This window comes from Acinetobacter sp. FDAARGOS_558, assembly GCF_003937785.1.
Lineage (GTDB): Bacteria > Pseudomonadota > Gammaproteobacteria > Pseudomonadales > Moraxellaceae > Acinetobacter > Acinetobacter baumannii.
The window spans coordinates 2,179,206-2,202,192 of sequence record NZ_RKJH01000001.1 but is presented as its reverse complement, the minus strand read 5'-3'; the positions used below and the strand labels follow the sequence as shown (position 1 = coordinate 2,202,192).

The 22,987-nt window shown below is 39.1% G+C and carries 18 protein-coding genes and 1 riboswitch; of the genes, 12 read left to right on the top strand and 6 right to left on the bottom strand.

Translation table 11 applies throughout. From position 1 onward, the window contains the following. Positions 1-220: 220 nt before the first annotated feature. The 5 genes from EGT34_RS10615 to EGT34_RS10595 form a co-directional block, all read right to left on the bottom strand. Positions 221-862 carry a hypothetical protein gene (locus EGT34_RS10615; protein ID WP_000932316.1) on the bottom strand — a complete coding sequence of 214 codons (642 nt, stop codon included), beginning with the start codon at positions 860-862 and terminating at the stop codon, positions 221-223. A gap of 4 nt (positions 863-866) precedes the next feature. Then, entirely contained in the window at positions 867-2,411 is a 1,545-nt protein-coding gene (locus tag EGT34_RS10610; RefSeq protein ID WP_000429584.1) for an AAA family ATPase, read from the bottom strand. Further along, positions 2,412-3,359: a retron St85 family RNA-directed DNA polymerase gene (locus EGT34_RS10605; RefSeq protein WP_000793434.1), complete on the bottom strand. Its 948-nt coding sequence runs from the start codon at positions 3,357-3,359 to the stop codon at positions 2,412-2,414. Positions 3,360-4,009: 650 nt separating this feature from the next. Beyond that, positions 4,010-6,199, bottom strand: a complete 2,190-nt coding sequence (locus tag EGT34_RS10600) for a TonB-dependent receptor (protein ID WP_031972185.1) — start codon at positions 6,197-6,199, stop codon at positions 4,010-4,012. A gap of 229 nt (positions 6,200-6,428) precedes the next feature. Next, a complete protein-coding gene (locus EGT34_RS10595) occupies positions 6,429-6,641 on the bottom strand; it encodes a DUF1737 domain-containing protein (RefSeq protein ID WP_000781166.1) in 213 nt (70 codons plus the stop codon). Between the two features lie 160 nt (positions 6,642-6,801). Here EGT34_RS10595 and gshB point away from each other — a divergent pair, with 160 nt between their 5' ends. The 8 genes from gshB to lpxC all read left to right on the top strand — a co-directional run bounded on the left by gshB (position 6,802) and on the right by lpxC (position 16,038). Beyond that, complete coding sequence (gene gshB, locus EGT34_RS10590; protein WP_001265491.1) at positions 6,802-7,746, top strand: glutathione synthase; 945 nt, start codon at positions 6,802-6,804, stop codon at positions 7,744-7,746. A 237-nt stretch (positions 7,747-7,983) separates the two neighbouring features. Further along, positions 7,984-9,081, top strand: coding sequence for an undecaprenyldiphospho-muramoylpentapeptide beta-N-acetylglucosaminyltransferase (gene murG / locus EGT34_RS10585; RefSeq protein WP_000132435.1), 1,098 nt, complete (start codon positions 7,984-7,986; stop codon positions 9,079-9,081). 11 nt (positions 9,082-9,092) lie between these two features. Next, the gene (gene murC / locus EGT34_RS10580; protein WP_000075472.1) at positions 9,093-10,541 is read left to right on the top strand and encodes a UDP-N-acetylmuramate--L-alanine ligase; all 1,449 of its coding nucleotides are present in this window, start codon (positions 9,093-9,095) and stop codon (positions 10,539-10,541) included. Positions 10,542-10,578: 37 nt separating this feature from the next. Next, entirely contained in the window at positions 10,579-11,505 is a 927-nt protein-coding gene (locus EGT34_RS10575; RefSeq protein WP_000063661.1) for a D-alanine--D-alanine ligase, read from the top strand. Positions 11,506-11,507: 2 nt separating this feature from the next. Then, positions 11,508-12,362, top strand: a complete 855-nt coding sequence (locus EGT34_RS10570; protein WP_000057904.1) for a cell division protein FtsQ/DivIB — start codon at positions 11,508-11,510, stop codon at positions 12,360-12,362. 60 nt (positions 12,363-12,422) lie between these two features. Then, positions 12,423-13,685, top strand: coding sequence for a cell division protein FtsA (gene ftsA, locus EGT34_RS10565; protein WP_001287630.1), 1,263 nt, complete (start codon positions 12,423-12,425; stop codon positions 13,683-13,685). Between the two features lie 164 nt (positions 13,686-13,849). Beyond that, a complete protein-coding gene (gene ftsZ, locus EGT34_RS10560; protein WP_000135734.1) occupies positions 13,850-15,025 on the top strand; it encodes a cell division protein FtsZ in 1,176 nt (391 codons plus the stop codon). A gap of 110 nt (positions 15,026-15,135) precedes the next feature. Beyond that, a complete protein-coding gene (lpxC, locus tag EGT34_RS10555) occupies positions 15,136-16,038 on the top strand; it encodes a UDP-3-O-acyl-N-acetylglucosamine deacetylase (protein WP_000240700.1) in 903 nt (300 codons plus the stop codon). A gap of 97 nt (positions 16,039-16,135) precedes the next feature. Here lpxC and EGT34_RS10550 read toward each other — a convergent pair whose 3' ends face one another. Further along, positions 16,136-16,576 carry a DciA family protein gene (locus EGT34_RS10550; RefSeq protein WP_000042455.1) on the bottom strand — a complete coding sequence of 147 codons (441 nt, stop codon included), beginning with the start codon at positions 16,574-16,576 and terminating at the stop codon, positions 16,136-16,138. A gap of 107 nt (positions 16,577-16,683) precedes the next feature. Here EGT34_RS10550 and EGT34_RS10545 point away from each other — a divergent pair, with 107 nt between their 5' ends. From EGT34_RS10545 to EGT34_RS10530, 4 genes are all read left to right on the top strand, one after another. Then, a complete protein-coding gene (locus EGT34_RS10545; RefSeq protein WP_000557460.1) occupies positions 16,684-17,376 on the top strand; it encodes a M23 family metallopeptidase in 693 nt (230 codons plus the stop codon). A gap of 250 nt (positions 17,377-17,626) precedes the next feature. After that, positions 17,627-20,344 (top strand): pyruvate dehydrogenase (acetyl-transferring), homodimeric type, encoded by a 2,718-nt coding sequence (gene aceE, locus EGT34_RS10540; RefSeq protein WP_000896433.1) that lies wholly within the window; start codon positions 17,627-17,629, stop codon positions 20,342-20,344. Between the two features lie 2 nt (positions 20,345-20,346). Beyond that, the gene (locus EGT34_RS10535) at positions 20,347-22,329 is read left to right on the top strand and encodes a 2-oxo acid dehydrogenase subunit E2 (RefSeq protein ID WP_001166113.1); all 1,983 of its coding nucleotides are present in this window, start codon (positions 20,347-20,349) and stop codon (positions 22,327-22,329) included. A gap of 148 nt (positions 22,330-22,477) precedes the next feature. After that, positions 22,478-22,750 (top strand): hypothetical protein, encoded by a 273-nt coding sequence (locus EGT34_RS10530; protein WP_000900288.1) that lies wholly within the window; start codon positions 22,478-22,480, stop codon positions 22,748-22,750. A 36-nt stretch (positions 22,751-22,786) separates the two neighbouring features. Further along, a riboswitch (yybP-ykoY riboswitch) is annotated at positions 22,787-22,983 on the top strand. The last annotated feature ends 4 nt before the right edge of the window (positions 22,984-22,987 follow it).

The window sequence follows — 22,987 nt, the reverse complement described above, 5'->3', positions numbered from 1 at the left end:
TATAATTTAATCAAATTATTGAATTAGCTAAATAATAGACGGGGCGTAAAAAATCATAGAAATCCGTTTCAGTGCACTGAACTCTAGAGCGAATCAATCTAATATATTGATAATGAATGTGAAATTTAGGTATTTTATATAAACTGTATTATGATGATGCTGGGTTCTCTTAATCATAAACCAGCAATTCATTTAAATAGTAGCTTTAAAATCAAAGCTATTAAGCTTTCGAAAGCTTATTTTTAAGATAAAATATAGCTACTCCTGAATATGGTCTCTTTTTACCCTCTGCGTCTATGTTACTCCATTTGCCCAATAAACTCTGTAATTCACTTTTTGGTACTGTTCCTTTGTACTTAGATAATTGAGTAGTGACAGCTTTTAAAACAGCTTGTCTATTATTTTGTATACGACTATGATTTAAATTTAAAATTATATTTAACTCTTTATTTAATAATTCATTATTTTGAACATATATTTCGCCGGAATTAGTATATCTAATATAAGATTCAACGAGTTGACTCCTGCTAGCTGGATCAATCGTTATTTGTTTATTGCCCTTAGATGAGTCGCAATGCAATTGATCTTGAGTTGTTCCCAGACATACTGCAAACATATTAGTAAAATCAAGTTGACGTTGAGAGTAAGTATCCTGACATTGCCAATGTTCTATTTTAGTTGTTGAACGATCATTATATATACGTTGCATACAATATGCACAAAGGTACCCTTGTGAAATTACTAATGCTTCCCGTATATCGCTTTTAACTGTTGTGAATAAAGGGCCATCATATTTAGCATCAGGTTGATAGCGATAAATAGTTAAACTGGATGGCTCATGAAGTCTAGTAATATTTAACATTTTATTATTTCATCATAAGAATTAAGCTTTTAGCTTCTATTAGTTCTGGAATTTCACCATTTAATTCTGATTGAAGCTCTTCTATTTTATTCTCAGCTTCTACAAGATTTTCTTGATCAATAAGCTTAAATATGTGATCTATCTTCTTTTTAATATCTTGATTACGACCGTTACCCCCCATTAACTCCTCTACTATTTCACTTGAGGTTAACCCATATGACTGTTCGGGAATAGTAACTTTAATTTCTCTAGTGTCTTGAAGAGTAAGAATTCTTAAATGTTTACTTTCTACTTCACCAAGAATTTGAGGAGAATGTGTAGAAACTATAAATTGAATATTAGGAAAACATTTTCTTAACACCCCAATTATTTTTTGTTGCCATTTAGGATGTAAATGCAGCTCGACTTCATCAATAATTATAATACCTTGCCCCATTAAAGGGTTATCGGAGCTATCATTTAACAATATTAATCTACGAGCTATATCTCCTATCATTCCAAGAAATACTCTTTGACCATCTGATAATTGATGTAAAAATAAACTATCATCTTTTAGAACCATTCTAACTTTATCTTTTCCATCATCATTATTTACTAACTCTAATCGAATAAAATCTTGATAAATTTGACGATATACTGAGTTTATAATTTCTAATAATTTATTTGTGTTATGGTTAAATTGCTGTGAAGTTTGATCTTCAAAAGATTTTTTTAATTTGAGATACATAGGGTGTAAAGGACTAGAACTATTGTTAGCTCCTCCTAGCTCTAATGCCTTAAGATCATGTAATAGGTATTCCTGCTGCTCAGAAAGAATACCTTCTGACATTTTTAAAATCTGAATTAACCATTCTAAGAAAATATTAAAGTTACTAACCTTATTTAATGATTCTTCATACCCATCAACTTTATTAAATACTAAATCTGAACTTAGATTTTTTTTTGATGATAATCTATCAATACCATAAAATGCGAAGAGAGGGAAATTAGTATCTCTATATTCATTTAAATCTCTAATTTTTTGCCCTATCTCTCTATAATTAGTTAATTCACTTTTTAATGGAATTGTTGAAGTATCTTTTACTCGGGCAATTCTACCTCTAACAGTATTTTTACTTCCTATATTAAAAGCACAATCAATATATGCCCCATTATTATTATCACTTGATTTATTATTGATTTCGTCTGGCGATATTGTTCCACCAGATGCATTATCTTTACGAATGCTGGCTGCTATCCACATGATGTGTTTTCTGATAGCATTTAAAATACTGGTTTTTCCAACTCCATTGTTCCCAATAATAATAGTTAACTCTTTATCAAAATTTATTTTTAAATTTGTAATAATTTTATAATTACTAATTTCCATATTGGATAAAAATAAATCTTTTTCATATAATTTAATAGCTAAATTAAAAAATTTTTCAGCTTCAGATTCATTTTTATGAAATTTATTTAAACCTTGATGATAATTCATAAATAATTGATATGCAGAATCAAATTGCTGATCATATGCATTAGATACTAAGTGAGTTAACATGTTTTCCATTTAGAGCTCCATAGATCTAATGAGGTTAATAGTCTCATCAGAATATTTAGATTTCAATCGAGATAAAAAGTCAGGCTCGATATGCTGTATAAAACTGAAATACCCCTTTAAATATGTAAGCTCATTAATTTCTATAGAGCCAAAAATAAATTTGTGTATCAAATGCTTAATATATCTTTTCTTTTTCCTGCTTAATGAAATTTTACCTTCATTAGTTATGGTAATTCCTGTTACGTGTCTGTTATGTTTTTTTGAAGAAAAAGCTGTTTTTAAATGATTGATTTCTAAACTTCCACCATATAAATCCATTAAAATTTTAGAAACTATTAATGGTAAATCAAATAGGATATTAGCGTATTCAGTAGAAAAAGTTAAATCATCAGCATAACGGGTATAAGAAATATTTTTTTTATGGCAGATCTCGCTTAGTGCAATATCAAATTTATACATACAAAAATTTGATATTAATGGTGAACTTGGGGCTCCAATACTTAAGACAAGATTTTTTTGATATTTTGAAGGTTTCCAAAATATTAAGTTAGTTAATATTTCTTTATCTAAGTCATTAATTTTATTTTGGTTTTTGCTTTCTTCCCAGCAATTCCAAAATATATTTGGAGTAATAGAATTGAAAAAATTGGCGAAATCCATTTTTAAAAAGTATCTATTTTTACAATGTATGAGAGCATTGTCTTTTATGCTTTTCCCCTTTATATACGCTAAAGAAGTTTCATGCACGGGTAAAATTGGAGAAAATATAGACACCAAATGACGTTGATATTCTTTTAGTTCAGCCGTTGGTTGGGCAATTGTTCTAGTACCAGAACTTCTTTTAGGAATTTGATAAACTTTATATTTCCTTGGTGAACTCTTAATAAATTCTTGTAGTTCGTGTTGAGGAATACTAAATTTCTCCTCTAAACTTTTCAATATGTTTAAATTTTTCATATTAAATCTAGCCAATAAAAATTCAGGAAAGCTAAGCTTTCCTGAATTATACTCTTTACTAATGAGCAGAAGTTTTAATAGTTTGCGAAGATATGAGCGAAGTAGTAAAACTTCTGATTCACAAAAACATCAATAAGTTGGAGTCTGGCTATACACCCGACTAGACTGTTACGTCCTAAAACTAAAGAGCTTTTAGATAGTAGTTTAATAATAAGAAAATAACAACACACTTCAATTAGCAATTTAACGTAAAATCTCTTCTTAGCAATTTCAAAACTACAATATTCATCTAAATTATCTGCTATTTAATATAAGGGGTTATTATGCGAATTGTTTGATTTTAGTTATTTAAAATCAATTATTTATATATTTGTACACCCTAAAACAGCAAAAAGCCGACTTGCAACATGTCGGCTGATTTTTTAAGCGGTTTTATGAATTCTTGTCAATAAGGCGATCTATTCTAAATCTTTTACATCCCACTTCTTACACTCCAATGCCATGCTCAACTTGTCTTGTTGACCTTATTTAGTCATCACCAAAGGCGAAAAAGAAGCGCTAGCAAATATGCAAGCTTACCGTGAAAAATATGGTATCTAAAAACAAAAAGGCATACCTCTAAAATAGGGGTATGCCTTTTTAATATTTACTTAAAACTGATAATTCAAACGCAATAACACATTACGTGGTGTGCCTGGCATGCTGTCTGAACGCCAGTACTCTTTATTGGTTAAGTTATTTACCGCAAGTGTGACATTCCAAGGGTCGGCACTGTAGCCAATTGCTGCATCGATACGGTTAAAGCCTTCCATTTTTACTTGATTATTAATATTTGGATAATAAGAACCCACATAGGTCACGCCCACTTCGGTATACCACTGCTCGGTTGGTAAATAACGAACAAATAAATTACCTGTGTTCTTAGAAGTGTTTGCTAAATAGTTGCCTTCACGTTCAGGATTTTGCTTGTCTTCTTTTACTTTTGCATCGGTATAGCCATACCCACCGCGAACAAAGACATTATCAAGTACACGGCCAATAAAACTAAATTCGAGACCACGAGATTGATGTTGACCAGCAGTTGCCCATACCTCTGGTTCACTGTCAGGGTTTGGTTTATAGCGAATATTATTTTTACGAATATCAAAGACAGAAAATTGAGTATTTAACCGATTATCTAACCATTCACTTTTTACCCCAACTTCATATTGCTCGTTATATTGAGGCTCTTTATCCATTTTCGCGACATCGGTACTTCCAGTAACTTGGTTGACACCCATTTGTCCACCAAACGGTGCGAAGCTTTTAGAGTAAGACGTATAAAAGCTATGTTCAGGAACTGGTTGCCATACCAAGCCAACATATGGGCTAAAAGTACTGTCTTTTACATTACGATGTTCATTCTTAATTTTGTTAGTAGTTGAAAAGTCGAAGTAATCGTAGCGGAGTCCCATCATAAGTTTAAGTTGGTCATTTAGACCAATTAAATCTTGCATAAATACGCCGTAAGTTGTGCCTTCATTATAGTTATGCTGACTAATCTTTAATGGGCCATTGCCACGACTGTACTCTCGTTCACCAGTGATTGGATTAACGTAACCATAAATAGCTGACCCATTTTGAGTTTTATTGGCTAGACGTGGTTCTCGTTGTTCATAAGTCCAGTCTGTACCGACCATAATTTGGTGTTCAAGCTGGCCTGTCTTGAACTTTCCTTTAATATCGAATGTATTGGTTGTGGTCTTGTTGCTGGTTTGTTGCCAGTAGTAAATTTGATCGATGTAACCTTTTTTTGTACACGCCTCATTCTTTGAGTTTTTTCCATCTAAACCACAATAAGTTCCAAAATAAAAGTGGTCAAAGTTCTGTTCTGCTTGTCGGTAACTCGCCGCCCAGTGGAAGTTCCAATCAGGCGCATATTCATAATTCACATCAGTACGAACGACTTGCAAAATATCATCCACATAATCACCGTCTTGAGCAAATCCCATTTTAATTGAAGTTCCCGCAGGCAAGTTGTTACGTGTTGGTCCACGGTCAGGAACTCGACCTAATTTGTCATAGGTATATTGTGTGGTCCAAGTCAGTTTTCCATCGTCATTTTTATAGGTAAAGCTTGGGGAAAACATCTCAATCTTATTTTCAATACCAGAGCGGAAGCTGCCTGCCTCGCCATATTCTCCAGTCAAACGCACTGCTAAATTGTCATTAAGTACTTGGTTGATGTCAGCGGTTGTTCCGTAGTTATCGTATGAACCCGCATATGCGCCAACTGAACTTTTAGAGTCAAAATTGGCGAATTTACTCACCATATTTACAACCCCGCCGCCAGCACTACGGCCATATAAAACCGAAGCAGGGCCTTTTAAAATTTCTATACGTTCGATATTGGCTGTACTGCGGCGTACTTGTCCGCTTTCACGTATGCCATCACGGTAAATATCGCCTGTGTCGGCACCAAAACCACGAATCGTGATCCCATCGCCGCGCATATCGTAACTGGTTGATACCCCTGGTGTACCTTGCAGCATGACGCTTAAGTCATTCGAGCCATAAATTTTATATTTCTGAACATCAATGGTATCAACGGTTTGAGGGATATCTTTTTTATCTAAACCATTACGAGTGACATTGGCCTTGTCATAATCGATATAGCTTTTAATCGGGTCGAGCTCACTCATGGCCTCGATTTTTATAGTTGGCATGGTGGCTGCGGCTTTTGATGAGGAGTCAATCAATTCCTCAGCATTAGCACCTTGAATATTTAAAATCATTAAACTGAGTAAGCTGAGCGGGAATGAACCCTTAATTTGGGGAGATGATATAGAAATTCTTAACATAAAAATAAAATCAATTAACAAAAATAAAAGTATAAATGATAATTATAATCATTTAATTGTTTAGAATAAAAGAACTATTAACTTAAAAAATGGCATATTTATTTTTTATTAACTGATTTTTAGGAAGTTAATTAGCAAATTAAAGGACTTATTGAGTTGACTCATTAGTTTTTCTTGTTAATTAGGTTTTAGAGGGGGCTTTTTATTGATAAAAATGCCCCCTCTAAAATCACGCATTATTTTTGAGAACATCTAAAATATCCATTTCTGGATCATAATTTTCATCAATTGTTTTGCAAATCGCTTGGCCTACAATAACTTGAGATCCATTAAAAGTCATAGTAGGTGCTTCATAGAGCTCCCAACCATGATTAAGTGCTTTAGTCACTCGTGCACAAAAAGCAGAGTCATCAGGTCCGGTTAAATAGCGATAAAGTTTCATCTTTAGCCTTTAAAAATAATATTTTATGGGAGTAGTTTAACTGAATTTACCTTAATTCAAGATAAAGAAATAACGGATAAGGTTTTACTAAAATTAAGAAAAACGAGTGAAAAATCTCAGCTATACTCATGCTAATTTAAATTTTAAGAAGAGCTTGAGCATGCGTGTACTTGTCGTCATGGATCCGATTGAAACCGTAAATCTGAAAAAGGATTCAACCATGGCAATGTTGTGGGCGGCGAGCCGTCGTGGACATGAGTTAGGTTATGCATTACAACAAGATTTATATATCGATCAAGGTAAGGCTTACGGTCTCATCTCTCCGTTAAAAGTTTTCGAAGATTACAACCATTATTATGAGTTAGGCGAAAAGAAAAAAGAATCAATCGCGGCTTATGATGTTGTCCTCATGCGTAAAGATCCGCCTTTTGACATGAACTTTGTCTACACAACTTACGTGCTTGAACAAGCTGAGCGTGAAGGTTCATGGATTATTAATAAGCCCCAATCACTGCGTGACTGCAATGAAAAATTGTTTGCTACGCAATTTCCTGAATTACAGGTGCCAACACTTGTAACATCGCAGCAGAGTTTGATTCGCGAATTTATTACTGAGCACGGTGATGTGATCGTTAAGCCACTTGATGGTATGGGTGGTATGGGTATTTTCCGTTTATACCAAGACGGTGTAAATATTGGTTCTACCTTAGAAATGCTTACGGAATTAGGCACCCGCCCAATTATGGCTCAGCGTTATATTCCTGAAATTGTAGAAGGGGATAAACGAATTTTAATGGTAAATGGCGAGCCTATTCCTTACTGTCTGGCACGTATTCCGCAAAATGGTGAAGTACGCGGTAACTTGGCAGCTGGTGGCTTAGGTCAAGCGCGTCCACTCACAGAAAATGACAAACTCATTGCTGCTAAAGTTGGTCCTTTCTTACGTGAAAAAGGTTTGGTATTTGTAGGTCTTGATGTAATTGGAAATTATGTCACTGAAATTAATGTGACAAGCCCAACCTGTATTCGTGAAATTGATGCGCAATTTGGTACATCAATTGCCGATGACCTATTTGATGTATTAGAAGCCGGTCGTCCAGCATAAGGGTCTAGTTTGGGTGGTTTCCTAAGCTTATTATTGGAAATCACCCGAAAATATATGAATTAATAAAATCACAATATGAAATACGCTAGCGCTTTGTAGGCATATTTTCAAAAAAGCACATCTTTCTGTTATAAACGAGTGAAATTCGCTTTTCGTTAATGAAGCTTTAGGATTAAAATAAACGGCTACAAAAATAGATGACAATTTCCATTGTTTTTTGAGTTGAAGAATTAGACCGTGACCGATTCACAGCAAAGCAAACCTAAACATGTCATGATGATGGCTGCCGGCACTGGTGGACATGTTTTTCCAGCCCTCGCCGTAGCCAAACAACTTCAACAACAAGGTTGTCAAGTTTCATGGTTAGCCACGCCAACAGGTATGGAAAATCGTTTATTAAAAGATCAAAATATTCCAATTTATCAAATTGATATTCAAGGTGTGCGTGGAAACGGAGTGATCCGTAAACTTGCTGCACCTTTTAAAATTTTAAAAGCAACTTTTAGTGCAATGCGCTATATGAAACAGCTTAAAGTGGATGCTGTTGCAGGCTTTGGGGGATATGTGGCAGGCCCGGGTGGGCTAGCAGCGCGTTTATTAGGTATTCCTGTTCTCATCCATGAGCAAAATGCGGTTGCAGGATTTACCAATGCACAGTTATCCCGTGTTGCTAAAGTGGTATGTGAAGCGTTTCCAAATACATTTCCTGCTAGCGAAAAAGTAGTGACAACCGGCAATCCGGTACGTCGTGAAATCACTGATATCTTAAGTCCAAAGTGGCGCTATGATGAACGCGAGCAAGCGGGTAAGCCGTTAAATATTTTAATTGTGGGCGGCTCTTTAGGTGCAAAAGCACTGAATGAACGCTTACCTCCGGCATTAAAACAACTTGAAGTTCCACTGAATATTTTCCATCAATGTGGTCAGCAACAGGTTGAAGCAACTCAAGCTTTGTACGCAGATGCGCCAGCAAATTTGACCGTACAGGTTTTGCCGTTTATTGAAGATATGGCGAAAGCTTATAGCGAAGCAGACCTGATTATTTGCCGTGCTGGTGCTTTAACTGTGACAGAAGTAGCAACAGCTGGTGTTGCAGCAGTTTTTGTACCGCTTCCTATTGCGGTGGATGACCACCAAACTGCAAATGCCAAATTTCTGGCCGATGTCGGTGCTGCAAAAATTTGCCAGCAATCGACTATGACACCAGAAGTTTTAAATCAATTGTTTACTACGCTGATGAATCGCCAATTACTTACAGAAATGGCAGTGAAAGCGCGTCAACATGCCCAACCAAATGCAACTCAGCATGTGGTTGATCTTATCCAAAAAATGTAATCGGATTTACTATGTCTCCAACAACAGCTGCGAACCAAGCAAAAAAACTGATTAAAGTGCCTGAAATGCGCCGTATCAAACACATTCATTTTGTGGGAATTGGCGGTGCAGGTATGTGTGGTATTGCTGAGGTGTTAGCTAACCAAGGATATAAAATTTCCGGTTCAGATATTAAGGCATCAAAAACCACACAACAATTAGAAGAAAATGGCATTAAGGTCTATATCGGACACGAAGCAGAAAATATTAAAAATGCAAATGTGCTTGTCGTGTCAACAGCAATTGACCCGGAAAATCCGGAAGTTAAAGCTGCCATTGAACAACGTATTCCGATTGTACGTCGTGCAGAAATGCTCGGTGAACTTATGCGTTACCGTCATGGTATTGCTGTGGCAGGTACACATGGTAAAACTACAACCACAAGTCTTTTGACGACAATGTTGGCGGAAGAAAACCTCGACCCAACTTATGTGATCGGTGGTTTACTTAACAGTACAGGCGTAAATGCAGCACTGGGTGAAAGCCGCTTTATTGTTGCTGAAGCTGACGAATCGGATGCATCTTTCCTTTATTTACAGCCAATGGCAGCGATTGTAACCAACATTGATGCTGACCATATGGATACTTATGAAGGCAGTTTCGATAAATTAAAAGATACCTTCGTACAGTTCCTTCATAACTTACCATTCTACGGCTTGGCTGTGGTTTGTGGCGATGATGCGAACATCCGCGAGATTTTGCCACGTGTAGGCCGTCCGGTTATTACTTATGGTTTTAATGAAGATAATGACATCCGTGCTATCGATGTAGAGCAAGATGGTATGCGTTCGCACTTTACTGTTTTACGTAAAGGACGTGAGCCGTTACGTCTAACTATTAATCAACCGGGTTTACATAACGTTTTAAATGCTTTGGCTGCAATTGGTGTTGCAACTGATGAAGGCGTTTCGGATGAAGCAATTAGCCGTGCATTAAAAGGTTTTAGTGGTGTTGGACGTCGCTTCCAAGTACAAGGTGAATTTGAACTTGGTGAAGGGAATGTAAAATTAGTCGATGACTATGGGCATCATCCTAAAGAAGTGGAAGCTACGATTAAAGCTGCTCGTCAGAGCCATCCTGATCGTCGTTTAGTTATGCTTTTCCAACCACACCGTTACTCTCGTACACGTGATTGTTTTGATGACTTTATTGAAGTTTTATCTCAAGTCGACCAATTATTATTACTAGAAGTTTATCCGGCTGGGGAAAAACCAATTGTTGGCGCAGATAGCCGTACTTTGGCGCGTAGTATTCGCTTGCGTGGTCAGGTTGAACCGATTTTGATTGATCCGGTTGAAGGTAATTTGCAAAACATCATGCAAAATGTGTTACAACCAAATGACTTGTTATTAACGCAAGGTGCAGGTAACGTGGGAGCAATTTCAGTAGAACTTGCACAGCACCATTTGTATGTGAAATAAACAAAAAGTATTGAATTATCGGGTTAAGGATTTAAACGTGTCAAATGCTACAAAATTCGGCAAAGTTGCCGTGTTACTTGGTGGGAAATCGGCTGAGCGTGCTGTGTCTTTAGATAGTGGTCAGGCAGTTTTGGACGCCTTGTTACGTTCAGGTGTTCAGGCTGAGGCATTTGATCCGCAAGACCGTAGCGTGACTGAACTTGTAAACTATGACCGTGCATTTATTGTATTGCATGGTCGTGGTGGCGAAGACGGTCAAATCCAAGGTGTGCTTGAGTGGTTGAACATCCCTTATACAGGAACGGGTGTACAAGGTTCTGCCATTGGTATGGATAAAGTCAAAACCAAGCAAATCTGGCAAGGAAGTGATTTACCAACCGCACCGTATCGCATTATTACTAAAGAAACTGACTTGGATTCAGTGATTGCTGAATTGGGGTTGCCTGTCATTATCAAGCCTGTACATGAAGGTTCAAGTGTAGGCATGAGTAAAGTTGAGAAAGCTGAAGATTTTGCGGCAGCAATTGAAAAGGCAACTCAGCATGATGCTGTAGTTATGGCAGAAAAATGGATTACAGGACGCGAATTTACGATTTCATTCTTAAATGGTCAGCCTTTACCAGTTATTCGTTTGCAGCCACCAGCAGATGTTGCTTTCTATGACTACGAAGCAAAATATCAACGTAATGATGTTGAGTATGGCATTCCTTGTGGTCTTAGCGAAACTGAAGAGAAAAAACTACAAGCTCTATGTTTACGCGCTTTCCAGGCCGTAGGTGCAGAAGGCTGGGGACGTATTGATGCAATGCAGGATGAGCAAGGTAACTTCTGGCTTTTAGAAGTAAATACTGTGCCAGGCATGACCAGTCATTCGCTTGTACCAAAGGCTGCTAAAGCAGTAGGTTATAGCTTTGATGAATTGTGTGTTGCAATTCTTGAGCAAACATTGGAAGGTACGGCTTAAATATGGCACAACTTCCGGCATCCATGCGCCGTAAACGTGCGGCAATTACCTCCATTCATGAAAAACCGCCTACGCGCAAGCAAAAACTTGCCAATGCCGGCGGATGGGTGTTGCTGGTTATTGCCTTTTTAGTCTTGGCGGTCGGAATTTACGGACTATATAAAGTTATTACTGATGCAACTGTTGCAAAACTTGAAGTTGTAGGTTCAACAACTCCAGTTGAGACTCAGCAAGTGATGCGATATGTGCAGCCGATTGTAAAAGATAACTACTTTACATCTGATTTAGAGCAGATTCGTGATAAAGCATTAGAAATTTCATGGGTAGACCGAGTCGTCGTATCTCGTGCTTGGCCCAATGGTATTCGCGTTCGTGTTATGCCTCGACATGCTATCGCCCGTTGGGGAACAGGTCGCTTATTGAGCGATGGTGGCGATGTATTTAGTGAAGCAGAGCCGAGACTTCATCCTGAGCTTCCGTTACTACACGGTCCGGTAAGTCAGTCTAAAATGATGATGCGACGCTATAATGAAATTAATCAGTTATTCCATCCTGTTAATTTGCGTTTAAAAGAGTTATATCTAACAGAGCGAATGACTTGGTTTATGCAGTTTGACTCTGGTTTACGAATTATTGTTGACCAAGATCAAACAATGAATAAATTGCAACGTTTAAGTCATTTGGCACAATCTGACCTAAAACCTGTGTGGACAAAAATCTCAGCCATTGATTTGCGATATCGTAATGGATTATCTATTCAATGGAAGAATGCAACCCCACCTAAAATCGTGAATGGTCAGTTTGTTGTAACGAGTGATGACACAAGCATTGCAGGTGGTACAAAAGCAAAGCCATAATACGTGGCTTTAAAATAGGCAATTTGCCTGGTATTAGACAACAAAGAAATGGTATGAGTGATGAGTGAAGCTGTTCCCTCAGTTGTTGCGATTGACATTGGGACGCATAAAGTTTCAGTTTTGATTGGAAAAATTCATGCGCCGGATAACATTCAGGTTATCGGTATGGCAACTGCTCGCAATCGAGGCATGAACAAAGGAAAAATTGTAAGTCTCGATAAAGTCATTGCTGCGATTAAAAACGCTGTTGCTGAAGCGGAAAATATGGCCGAATGTCGCATTCATAGTGCGTGGGTATCTATTCCGAGTACCGAGCTACAAAGTTTCTATGCTTCTGGACGCACACCTGTTGCTAACCCGGCACATGTGATTACAACCAATGAAGTTGTACGTGCATTAGAGTTGGCAAAAGCAAGCCATGTGACTTCTGACTATTATCTAGCGAGTGCAGTCCCATTAGGATTTGAATTAGGCGACTCATCTGAATGGGTTCAAAACCCAATCAATATGACCGCTCACAGCATGACTGGTCATTATCAGCTTATGATGATGCCGATTGCCACTATGCAAAACCTTGATCGTGCCATGAAAGGCGCGAACATTGGAGTTGAGAAAATGGTGGTTTCTTGCTTGGCTACGGCTGAGGCAAGTTTGCTTAAAGATGAAAAAGAATATGGTGTCTGTCTTGTCGATATTGGTGCAGGTATTACCAATCTGGCAGTTTATTTAGATGGCCGTTTGGCTTTAGCACGCACCTTACAGCGTGGTGGTGAGCATGTGACACGTGATATTGCTGCCGTGTTACAAACAACCACTGAAGAAGCTGAACGTATTAAGATTCTGCATGGCTGCGTTGATCTAAGTGCTGTTAAGCCTGACCATATGATTCAAGTACAGGGTATTGATGGTCCGCAAACGATTAGCCGAATTGAGTTAGCGGAAATTATTATTGCTCGTTATGAAGAGATTTTCAGCCAGATTCGCGAAGAACTCGAACAAAGCGGTGCAATCCATGGTCTATATCATGGTGTTGTATTGACTGGTGATGCTTGCCAGATTGAAGGTATGGTAAGTTTGGCGCGTCGTATGTTAGGTGTGTCTGCCCATCTAGGTAATCCGCCATTACAGGTGTATGCTGATGATCAGCATCAAGCTGCATTACGCCGCTCAATGTATGCAACAGCAGCTGGTTTACTTATGTTTAGCCAAAGTGAATTACAAGAAGCTGTTGAGGAGCCTGAAGAGGGAAATGACCGTTCGGTATGGGAACGAATGGTGAATGGCTGGAATGCTTTTAATAGCAAACTTAAAGCCATTTTTTAGGATGTATGTATTTATTGGTAGAATTGTTAGGAAGTTGTAAGAGAAAACCACTGTACTTGACAAGGTTGGTATTGCACAGCATTCTTAAAATTAGTTATTTTTGAAAATCAAGGCAGTATACGGGCTGAAGTGACTGCCATAATGTATTAGGAACCCTAAAGGTCATGGCCTCATTTGAATTTATAGAAGATGAACTAAACGATGGCAACGGTCAAGCCCGTTTCACTGTATTTGGTGTAGGTGGCGGTGGCGGTAATGCCGTTCAGCACATGGTACAGTCTGATATTCAGGGTGTTAAATTCGTTTGTGCTAATACAGATAAACAAGCACTTGACTGTATGAATGCCCCTTTCAAAATTCAGTTAGGTGAGCAAAGTACACGTGGTCTAGGTGCAGGTGCTAACCCTGAAGTAGGCCAGGTAGCAGCAGAAGAAAGCCGTGAAATTATTCGTCAGCACCTTGAAGGGACTGACATGGTGTTTGTAACCGCTGGTATGGGTGGTGGTACAGGTACTGGTGCAGCTCCGGTTGTTGCCGAAGTTGCTAAAGAAATGGGGATTTTGACTGTTGGTGTTGTAACAACTCCATTTAACTTTGAAGGCCGTCGTCGTCAAAAGTCTGCTGAGCGTGGTATTGAAGCGCTGGAAGCTCATGTTGATTCATTGATTATTATTCCTAACCAACGTTTATTAAGCGTTTATGGTGATATTTCAATGAAAGATGCCTATAAAAAGGCAGATGACGTATTGTTAAACGCTGTACGCAGTATCTTTGATCTTGTGGTTAACCGTGGTCATATTAACCTTGACTTCGCGGACTTGAAAACTGCAATGAGTACTCGTGGTTACGCAATGATGGGTGCTGGTTTGGGCCGTGGTGAAGACCGTGCGCGTCAAGCAGCTGAACAAGCTATCCGTAGCCCATTACTTGATAATGTGAATATTATTAATGCGAAAGGCGTGTTAATTAACATTACTGGTGGCGATGACATCACATTGCGTGAAACAGAAATCATTACTGACGTTGTTAACCAGATTGTTGACCTCGATGAAGGTGAAATCTTCTACGGTACAGTATTTGACCCAGACGCACGTGATGAATTACGCGTAACTGTGATTGCAACTGGTTTAACACGTAATGCAGCTGATGCAGAGCCAAGAAAGCGTAATACAGTTAGCCATACATCAACTCAATCTGCACAATCTGTAGATGAAGATGACGTTCCTGCAATTAATAAACGCCAAAATGCTGAAAATGACGTGAATAATGCGCCAAGTTCAACACCGCGTTCTTCGCCAATGAGTATTCAAGATTACTTGAAAAATCAGCAACGTAAGTAATTTAGCGTACAATCTATTGAAAGGCAGTGTATAAACACTGCCTTTTTTTATTTTTGATCAATGACTAAATATGCTAACGTATAGCGGTTTTAAAAAAGAAGTTACAAAGCATGGTGAAACAGCGTACTCTCAATCGTGTGGTAAAAGCGAGTGGAATAGGTCTTCATAGCGGTCAAAAAGTGATGATCAATTTCATTCCACATACCGTGGATGGAGGGATTGTATTTCGCCGTATCGATTTGGATCCACCTGTCGATATTCCTGCTAATGCATTGCTGATTCAAGAAGCATTTATGTGTTCAAATCTTGTCACTGGCGATATTAAAGTCGGGACAATCGAACATGTGATGAGTGCGATTGCCGGTTTAGGAATCGATAACTTAATTGTGGAAGTGTCTGCTTCTGAAGTTCCAATTATGGATGGTAGTGCTGGTCCATTTATTTATTTGCTCATGCAAGGTGGCTTGCGTGAACAAGATGCTCCTAAGAAATTTATAAAAATATTAAAGCCAGTTGAGGCTTTAATTGATGATAAAAAAGCAATATTCAGCCCGCATAATGGCTTTCAGCTTAACTTTACGATTGATTTTGATCATCCTGCATTTGCCAAAGAGTATCAGTCTGCAACTATCGATTTTTCTACTGAAACGTTTGTGTATGAAGTCAGTGAGGCACGAACTTTTGGTTTTATGAAAGACTTGGATTATCTCAAAGCAAATAATTTAGCTTTAGGAGCAAGTCTAGATAATGCAATTGGTGTAGATGATACGGGTGTGGTGAACGAAGAAGGTTTACGATTTGCCGATGAGTTTGTTCGTCACAAAATTTTAGATGCAGTTGGTGATTTGTATTTACTTGGTCATCAAATTATTGCCAAGTTTGATGGCTATAAATCAGGACATGCCTTAAATAATCAGCTATTACGCAATGTTCAAAGCGATCCGAGTAATTATGAAATTGTAACATTTGATGACGAGAAAGACTGTCCAATTCCATACGTGAGTGTGACATAAGTCATTGTCTTTATTTGGGTATGTTATAATGTAACATTAATAAGTGTGATTTTTATCACATATTAAGAACGATTCTAATTAAGAAATAGAAAGCTCATCATTTTTTATTGCTTGCCAAACGTAGTAAAGCTTGGCTAAGCTTAGGGTCGCTCACGAAGTCGGCGGCACTACGTAACATTTCTTGTGTTTCCGGGGGGATGGATTTAGAAGGCTCAGATGAGGTCGTTACAGGAATAGTTTTATTTCTTAAGCGAACTTGAATTCTTTGTAAGTCTTTTAATCCTTCAAGTTGAGATAATTTAGATACATATTGGCTCTGTAAATAGCTGAGTTGACTAATCATTGCCTGATTTTCACCAGTAATAATTAAAGAGCCATTTTGATAACACACGACTTGCCATTGTTCCGGTTGGGGCAATAAGGGTTGGATTATTTTCGTAAGTCTTTGCCATTGCGCGACTTGCGTTGTTAGAAACGTAAGGTTTCCTGTTTTTATGTGTTTTCCGGTTTGTTGAAAAACGTTATCGGGTTTAGACATTGATCATTCTCAAATGGTTTCTTGTCCTAATCTTAAGCGTTCATTTCAACCGATATCAAGGAAGAGATCATAAGGAACTTGAGTAAGAACAGTTTCAAGAGGTTTTTATGCACACGCGTCGTATTTTATTAGCGTTTTCACTTGCCGCTTCGGCAGCATCGGTTGCTTTTGCAGATTATCAAAATATTAACCAATCTACTGATTCAGATCGATTGGAACAGTTATCAAAAACACTATCTCAAGGCTCATATACTCATCCTGATGATTTAGATCTTCCGGCGAGTGCAAAAGTTTCAGTGACTTTACGTGAGAAAACAGTTGAACTCAACAATGATTCACTGGCAAAGAAATACGGCACAACGACAGCTAAAAACTCATTTAAAACCTCTTCTTCAAATCCTTATTCTTGGTTAGTTTCTCATCCTCTTCCTGATACAGTACGTGTTTCTTCTAACTTTGGTGGTCGTACCATGGGTGGTCGTGCAGAGCATCATGGTGGTTTAGATATGGCTGCACCAAGTGGTACGCCAATCTATGCGACTGGCCCGGGTATTGTGACTAAATCAGGCTGGGGCACAGGTTATGGCCAATATGTTGAAATTAACCATGGTAATGGTTATTTAACACGTTACGCGCATGCTTCACGCTTAATGGTTCGAGTTGGTGATCAGGTTTCTGCTGGTGACCATATTGCTAATGTTGGTTGTACAGGCCGCTGTACTGGTCCACATTTACATTACGAAGTAGTTAAAGATGGTCAACGTAAGAATCCATCAACTTACTTGGCAATGTTGCCTTAATTGCATTGCCTCCAAGGTCAAGGTTATTAAATTTATGAATTTGAAATTAACTTAAACCTTTTTTAACGTAATGATTGTATAAAAAAACGCCTTTATTGGCGTTTTTTTGTTATTTTGTTTACTGCTCGGTCAATGACTATTCATTCAGAAAATAATAGGCCCCCCCCACATTCACCCGTGGCAATAACTTGAAAGGGGTAAAACGTGGTAAAAATACAAAGTAGATTAGAGAACAAGGAACAGGTGAATTATGGCGTTTTACGGTGACTCCGACGCACAAGAAACCCAAGAATGGCAAGATGCATTCGATTCAGTTTTACAACACATGGGAACTGAGCGAGCGGCATTCTTGTTGGAAAAACTTTACCAACAAGCAATTGCTAAGCATGTTCCAATTCAACGTCTCAATACACCTTACTTAAATACAATTTCTGTTGAAGAGCAACCTGCAATGCCAGGCGACCAAGATATGGAACGCCGTATTCGTGCATTGATTCGTTGGAATGCCTTAGCAATGGTACTTCGCGCGAATAAAACGGGTGATGATTTAGGTGGTCACTTGGCGAGCTTCGCATCAAGTGCAACATTATATGACGTAGGTTTTAACCATTTCTTCCGCGCTAACAGTGATAACTTTGGCGGAGATATGATTTATTACCAAGGACACTGTGCTCCTGGTATTTATGCACGTTCATTCCTTGAAGGACGTTTAACTGAAGAACAGTTAAGTAATTTCCGCCGTGAAGTTGGCGGTAACGGTTTACCAAGCTATCCACATCCATATTTAATGCCAGACTATTGGCAATTCCCAACTGTATCAATGGGTCTTGGTCCAATCATGTCGATTTATCAAGCGCACATTCAAAAATATTTGATGAACCGTGGCTTGATCAAAGAAGAAGATCGTAAAGTTTGGGCATATCTCGGCGATGGTGAGATGGATGAGCCAGAAAGCTTAGGCGCGATCTCACTTGCTGGTCGTGAGAAGCTTGATAACTTAATTTGGGTAGTTAACTGTAACTTACAGCGTCTAGATGGTCCTGTACGTGGTAACGGTAAAATTATTCAAGAACTTGAATCAATCTTCCGTGGCGCAGGCTGGCGTGTCATTAAAGTAGTATGGGGTCGTCATTGGGATCCATTACTAGCTAAAGACACAAGCGGCGCATTAAAAGCACGTATGGAAGAAGCTGTTGATGGTGACTATCAGCGTTATCAAGTAAAAGGCGGCGCATATACACGCGAAAAATTCTTTGGTAAGTACCCTGAAGCTGCGGAACTTGTAAAAGATTTAAGCGATGAAGATATCGATAATCTTAACCGTGGTGGTCATGACCCTTACAAAGTTTTTGCTGCATATGCAGAAGCGATGAAGGCAAAAGGTCAACCAACAGTAATCTTGGCGAAAACCATTAAAGGTTACGGTTTATCTGAAGAAATTGAAGCGGTAAACAAAACTCACCAAATCAAAAAGATGCAAATTGACTCTTTAAGATATGTACGTGACCGTTTCAATCTTCCATTCACAGATGAGCAATTAGAAGAGCTTCCATTCTATCGCCCAAGTGAAAACTCTCCAGAAATGAAATATATGAAAGCGCGTCGTGAAGCGTTAGGTGGTTACTTACCTGCACGTCGTCGTGAGAGTGAATCTTTAGCGATTCCTGATCTATCTGTATTTGATGCAGTGTTGAAAGGTTCGGGTGGCAAAGAGCAATCAACCACTATGGTGATGGTTCGTTTAATTGCTGCTTTACTTAAAGAAAAAGCAATTAAAGACCGCGTAGTGCCAATCGTTCCAGATGAAGCACGTACTTTTGGTTTAGAGGGTATGTTCCGTCAGCTTGGTATTTATGCTGCACACGGTCAAAAATATACACCGGAAGACCAAGAGCAGTTAATGCATTACCGTGAAGCAAAAGACGGTCACATGTTACAAGAAGGGATTAACGAAGCAGGTGCGATGAGTGCATGGGCTGCGTTAGCGACAAGTTATTCAACCAATAACTTGCCAATGATTCCAATGTACATGTACTACTCAATGTTTGGTTTCCAACGTATTGGTGATATTGCATGGGCTGCGGGTGACGCACAAGCTCAAGGTTTCTTGTTAGGTGCGACTGCGGGTCGTACAACATTGAACGGTGAAGGCTTACAGCACCAAGACGGTCATTCTCACATCTTGGCGAACACGATTCCAAACTGCGTATCTTATGACCCATGTTTTGGTTATGAGTTGGCTGTCATCGTGCATGACGGTTTACAACGTATGTATGTGAACCAAGAGCGTGTGTTCTATTACTTAACTGTAATGAATGAAAACTACGAGCATCCTGCAATGCCAGAAGGCGTTGAAGAAGGCATTAAACGTGGTATGTATTTATTCGAGAAAGATGAAAAAGCAACTGTTCAGTTACTTGGTTCAGGTGTAATCCTTCGCGAAGTGATTAAAGCTGCGAAAATCTTACGTGATGAATACCAAATCCATTCAAACGTTTGGAGTGTAACAAGCTTCAATGAATTGGCACGTGATGGTATGGCATGTGAAGAATACAACCGCCTACACCCACTTGCTGAAGAAGTTAAAGAATCTTGGGTATCTAAACAATTACGTGGTACGGAAGGTATCGTAGTTTCTGCTACCGACCATATGCGTGCTTACAGTGAACAAATCCGTGCTTATCTTCCAGATGGTCGCCCATTTGTTGCATTGGGTACAGATGGTTACGGCCGTTCAGATACACGTGCGAACTTACGTAGTTTCTTTGGTGTTGATGCTGCGCACATCGTTGTTGCTACCTTGAAAAAATTAGCTGACGAAGGTGAAGTAGACGCACGTTTAGTGAAAGATGCAATTTCTAACTTTGAGCTAGATACTGACCGTCCGGTTGCATGGGCGCCGCAAGCACATCCGGAAGTTCAGCCAGTTGCTGAATACAATGAAACGCAAACAGGTGAGGGGAACTAAGTATGCAAATTAAGACCCCTGATATTGGTGTAGATAAAGCAAACGTCGCTGAAATTTTAGTAAAAGTTGGCGACCGTGTTGAAGTTGACGACAGTATCGTTGTGCTTGAGTCTGATAAAGCAACTGTTGAAGTGCCTAGCACTTCAGCAGGTGTCGTAAAAAGTATCTTGATTAATCAAGGTGATGATGTGGCTGAAGGTGTTGCTTTGATTGAGATCGAAGCAGAAGGTGCGGCACAAGCAGCTCCGGAACCAACACCAGCTCCTGCGGCTGAAAAGCCAGCTGCTCCAGCACCTGCGCAACAAACTCAAGCTTCAGCTCAACCTTCTGCTGCTACATCAACTGCAACTGTTGAAGTGACTGTACCTGACATCGGTGTTGAAAAAGCATTGGTTGGTGAAATCCTCGTTAAAGTGGGTGACCAGATCGATGTTGAACAAAGTATTGTGGTTGTAGAGTCGGATAAAGCGACTGTAGAAGTTCCAAGTAGTGTCGCTGGTACTGTAGAAAGTATTCAAGTGAAAGAAGGCGATACCGTTAAAGAAGGTGTTGTTCTTATTCAAGTGAAAACAGCAGCTGCATCTAATGCGCAAGCAGAAGCTCCTGCTACTACACCAGCTCCAGCTGCGGTAGCTGAACCGGTTGCTGCAAAGCAAGAAACTGTGGCAGCGGCTCCAGCTCAGTCTGGTTCAGTTGATATCAATGTTCCTGATTTGGGTGTAGACAAAGCTGTTGTTGCTGAAATCTTGGTTCAAGTTGGCGATAAAGTTGATGTAGACCAAAGCCTTGTTGTTGTTGAGTCAGATAAAGCAACTGTGGAAGTCCCAAGTACCGTTGCTGGTGTTGTAAAAGCAATTCACTTGCAAGCAGGCCAACAAGTTTCACAAGGTGTATTGCTTGCAACAATTGAAGCTGAAGGCCAAGCACCTGCTGCTGCACCAGCGGCAAAAGCAGAAGCAGCCCCAGCTCCACAGGCAGCAGCACCTAAAGCAGCCGCTCCTGTTGCAACTCAGTCTGCACCTGCGGCGTCTACATCTGGTACTGATAAGTTAACGAAAGAGCAAGAAGCAGAAAACGCTAAAGTGTATGCTGGTCCTGCTGTTCGTAAGCTGGCTCGTGAACTTGGTGTGATCTTGTCACAAGTTAAAACTTCTGGTGAGCATGGCCGTGTTGTTAAAGAAGATATCTTTGCTTATGTGAAGAGTCGTTTAACTGCACCGCAAGCTGCACCAGTAGCTCAAGCTACTGCTGCTCCGGCTGGATTGCCGTCATTACCTGACTTTACTGCTTTTGGTGGCGGTGAAGTAAAACCAATGACGCGTTTACAGCAAGTTTCTGTACCACAGTTGTCTTTAAACAACTACATTCCACAAGTAACTCAGTTTGACCTTGCGGATATTACTGAGCTAGAAGCTTGGCGTGGTGAGTTGAAAGACGGCTTTAAGAAACAAGGTGTGAGCCTAACAATTTTAGCATTTATTGCAAAAGCAGTAGCACACTTGTTGAAAGAAGAGCCTTATTTCGCGGGTCACTTAGCAGATGATCAGAAATCTGTATTACTCCGTAATGAAATCCATATGGGTATTGCGGTTGCAACTCCAGATGGTTTGACAGTGCCTGTACTACGTAATCCTGACCAAAAATCAATTAAGCAAATTGCTGTTGAATTAGGTGAGTTGAGTAAAAAAGCGCGTGATAAGAAATTAACACCGAAAGATTTACAAGGTGCTAACTTCACGATCACAAGCTTGGGCTCAATTGGCGGTACAGCATTTACGCCACTAGTTAACTGGCCACAAGTTGCAATTTTGGGTATTTCACCTGCAACGATGCAGCCTGTATGGAATGGTAAAGACTTTGATCCACGCTTAATGTTGCCGTTGTCATTGTCTTATGACCACCGTGTAATTAATGGTGCGGATGCAGCGCGCTTTACAAATAAACTTACGAAACTTCTTAAAGATATTCGTACTTTATTAATCTAATGCTTTGAAAGAACATACTAAAACCTCGCTTCGGCGAGGTTTTGTTTTAATGTCTATTTGACTTAATTTTAGGTTAATCTACAGATTAAGCAGGACTTATCGAGAGTGAGGAGACATTTCTCGTTATTACGTAAAGGAGAAATAGTAAATGTTGGGTTTTCTGAAAATGATGTTGCCCTTATTGTTGGTTGTATTTTTATTGATGGGAATATGGGTCAGTATTTTGCACTTCCCTTGGGAGTGGATGACTTATGTTGTCATGGGGATTGAAGTTTTTGTCGCTACTCTGATTTTACCCCTTGAATATCAAACTGGAACAAGTAGCAGCCATATTGGTTTTATCAGTATAAGTGCTTGTTTTGCAGTGCTGTTAGGAATAGCCCGTTTATTCGTGTGGACATGGGTAAAATTTTTTGCCTGAATATTTGAAAAATAGATTTAGTCGAATATAATAAGCCCATACTTCATTGGGGAGTAGCCGCTATTCACAGCAAATGTGAATAGGTGATGGTCAACATAATTGTTCAACAGAACATGGTCATCATAGCTTAAACGTCTCATCGTTCCTGAGTTGGCAAGACCTTTGATTTACCACTCTGCAATCATTTTATGATATTTGGCTAGCAGGAGGGGTAGGTCATAGGCATTTATGCTAGCC

Coding starts and splice junctions, on each gene's coding strand:
- EGT34_RS10605 (WP_000793434.1), bottom strand. CDS start 3,359: ATGAAAAATTTAAACATATTGAAAAGTTTAGAGGAGAAATTTAGTATT.
- lpxC (WP_000240700.1), top strand. CDS start 15,136: ATGGTGAAACAGCGTACTCTCAATCGTGTGGTAAAAGCGAGTGGAATA.
- EGT34_RS10615 (WP_000932316.1), bottom strand. CDS start 862: ATGTTAAATATTACTAGACTTCATGAGCCATCCAGTTTAACTATTTAT.
- EGT34_RS10610 (WP_000429584.1), bottom strand. CDS start 2,411: ATGGAAAACATGTTAACTCACTTAGTATCTAATGCATATGATCAGCAA.
- aceE (WP_000896433.1), top strand. CDS start 17,627: ATGGCGTTTTACGGTGACTCCGACGCACAAGAAACCCAAGAATGGCAA.
- ftsA (WP_001287630.1), top strand. CDS start 12,423: ATGAGTGAAGCTGTTCCCTCAGTTGTTGCGATTGACATTGGGACGCAT.
- ftsZ (WP_000135734.1), top strand. CDS start 13,850: ATGGCCTCATTTGAATTTATAGAAGATGAACTAAACGATGGCAACGGT.
- gshB (WP_001265491.1), top strand. CDS start 6,802: ATGCGTGTACTTGTCGTCATGGATCCGATTGAAACCGTAAATCTGAAA.
- EGT34_RS10550 (WP_000042455.1), bottom strand. CDS start 16,576: ATGTCTAAACCCGATAACGTTTTTCAACAAACCGGAAAACACATAAAA.
- EGT34_RS10530 (WP_000900288.1), top strand. CDS start 22,478: ATGTTGGGTTTTCTGAAAATGATGTTGCCCTTATTGTTGGTTGTATTT.
- EGT34_RS10545 (WP_000557460.1), top strand. CDS start 16,684: ATGCACACGCGTCGTATTTTATTAGCGTTTTCACTTGCCGCTTCGGCA.
- murC (WP_000075472.1), top strand. CDS start 9,093: ATGTCTCCAACAACAGCTGCGAACCAAGCAAAAAAACTGATTAAAGTG.
- EGT34_RS10600 (WP_031972185.1), bottom strand. CDS start 6,199: ATGTTAAGAATTTCTATATCATCTCCCCAAATTAAGGGTTCATTCCCG.
- EGT34_RS10595 (WP_000781166.1), bottom strand. CDS start 6,641: ATGAAACTTTATCGCTATTTAACCGGACCTGATGACTCTGCTTTTTGT.
- EGT34_RS10535 (WP_001166113.1), top strand. CDS start 20,347: ATGCAAATTAAGACCCCTGATATTGGTGTAGATAAAGCAAACGTCGCT.
- EGT34_RS10570 (WP_000057904.1), top strand. CDS start 11,508: ATGGCACAACTTCCGGCATCCATGCGCCGTAAACGTGCGGCAATTACC.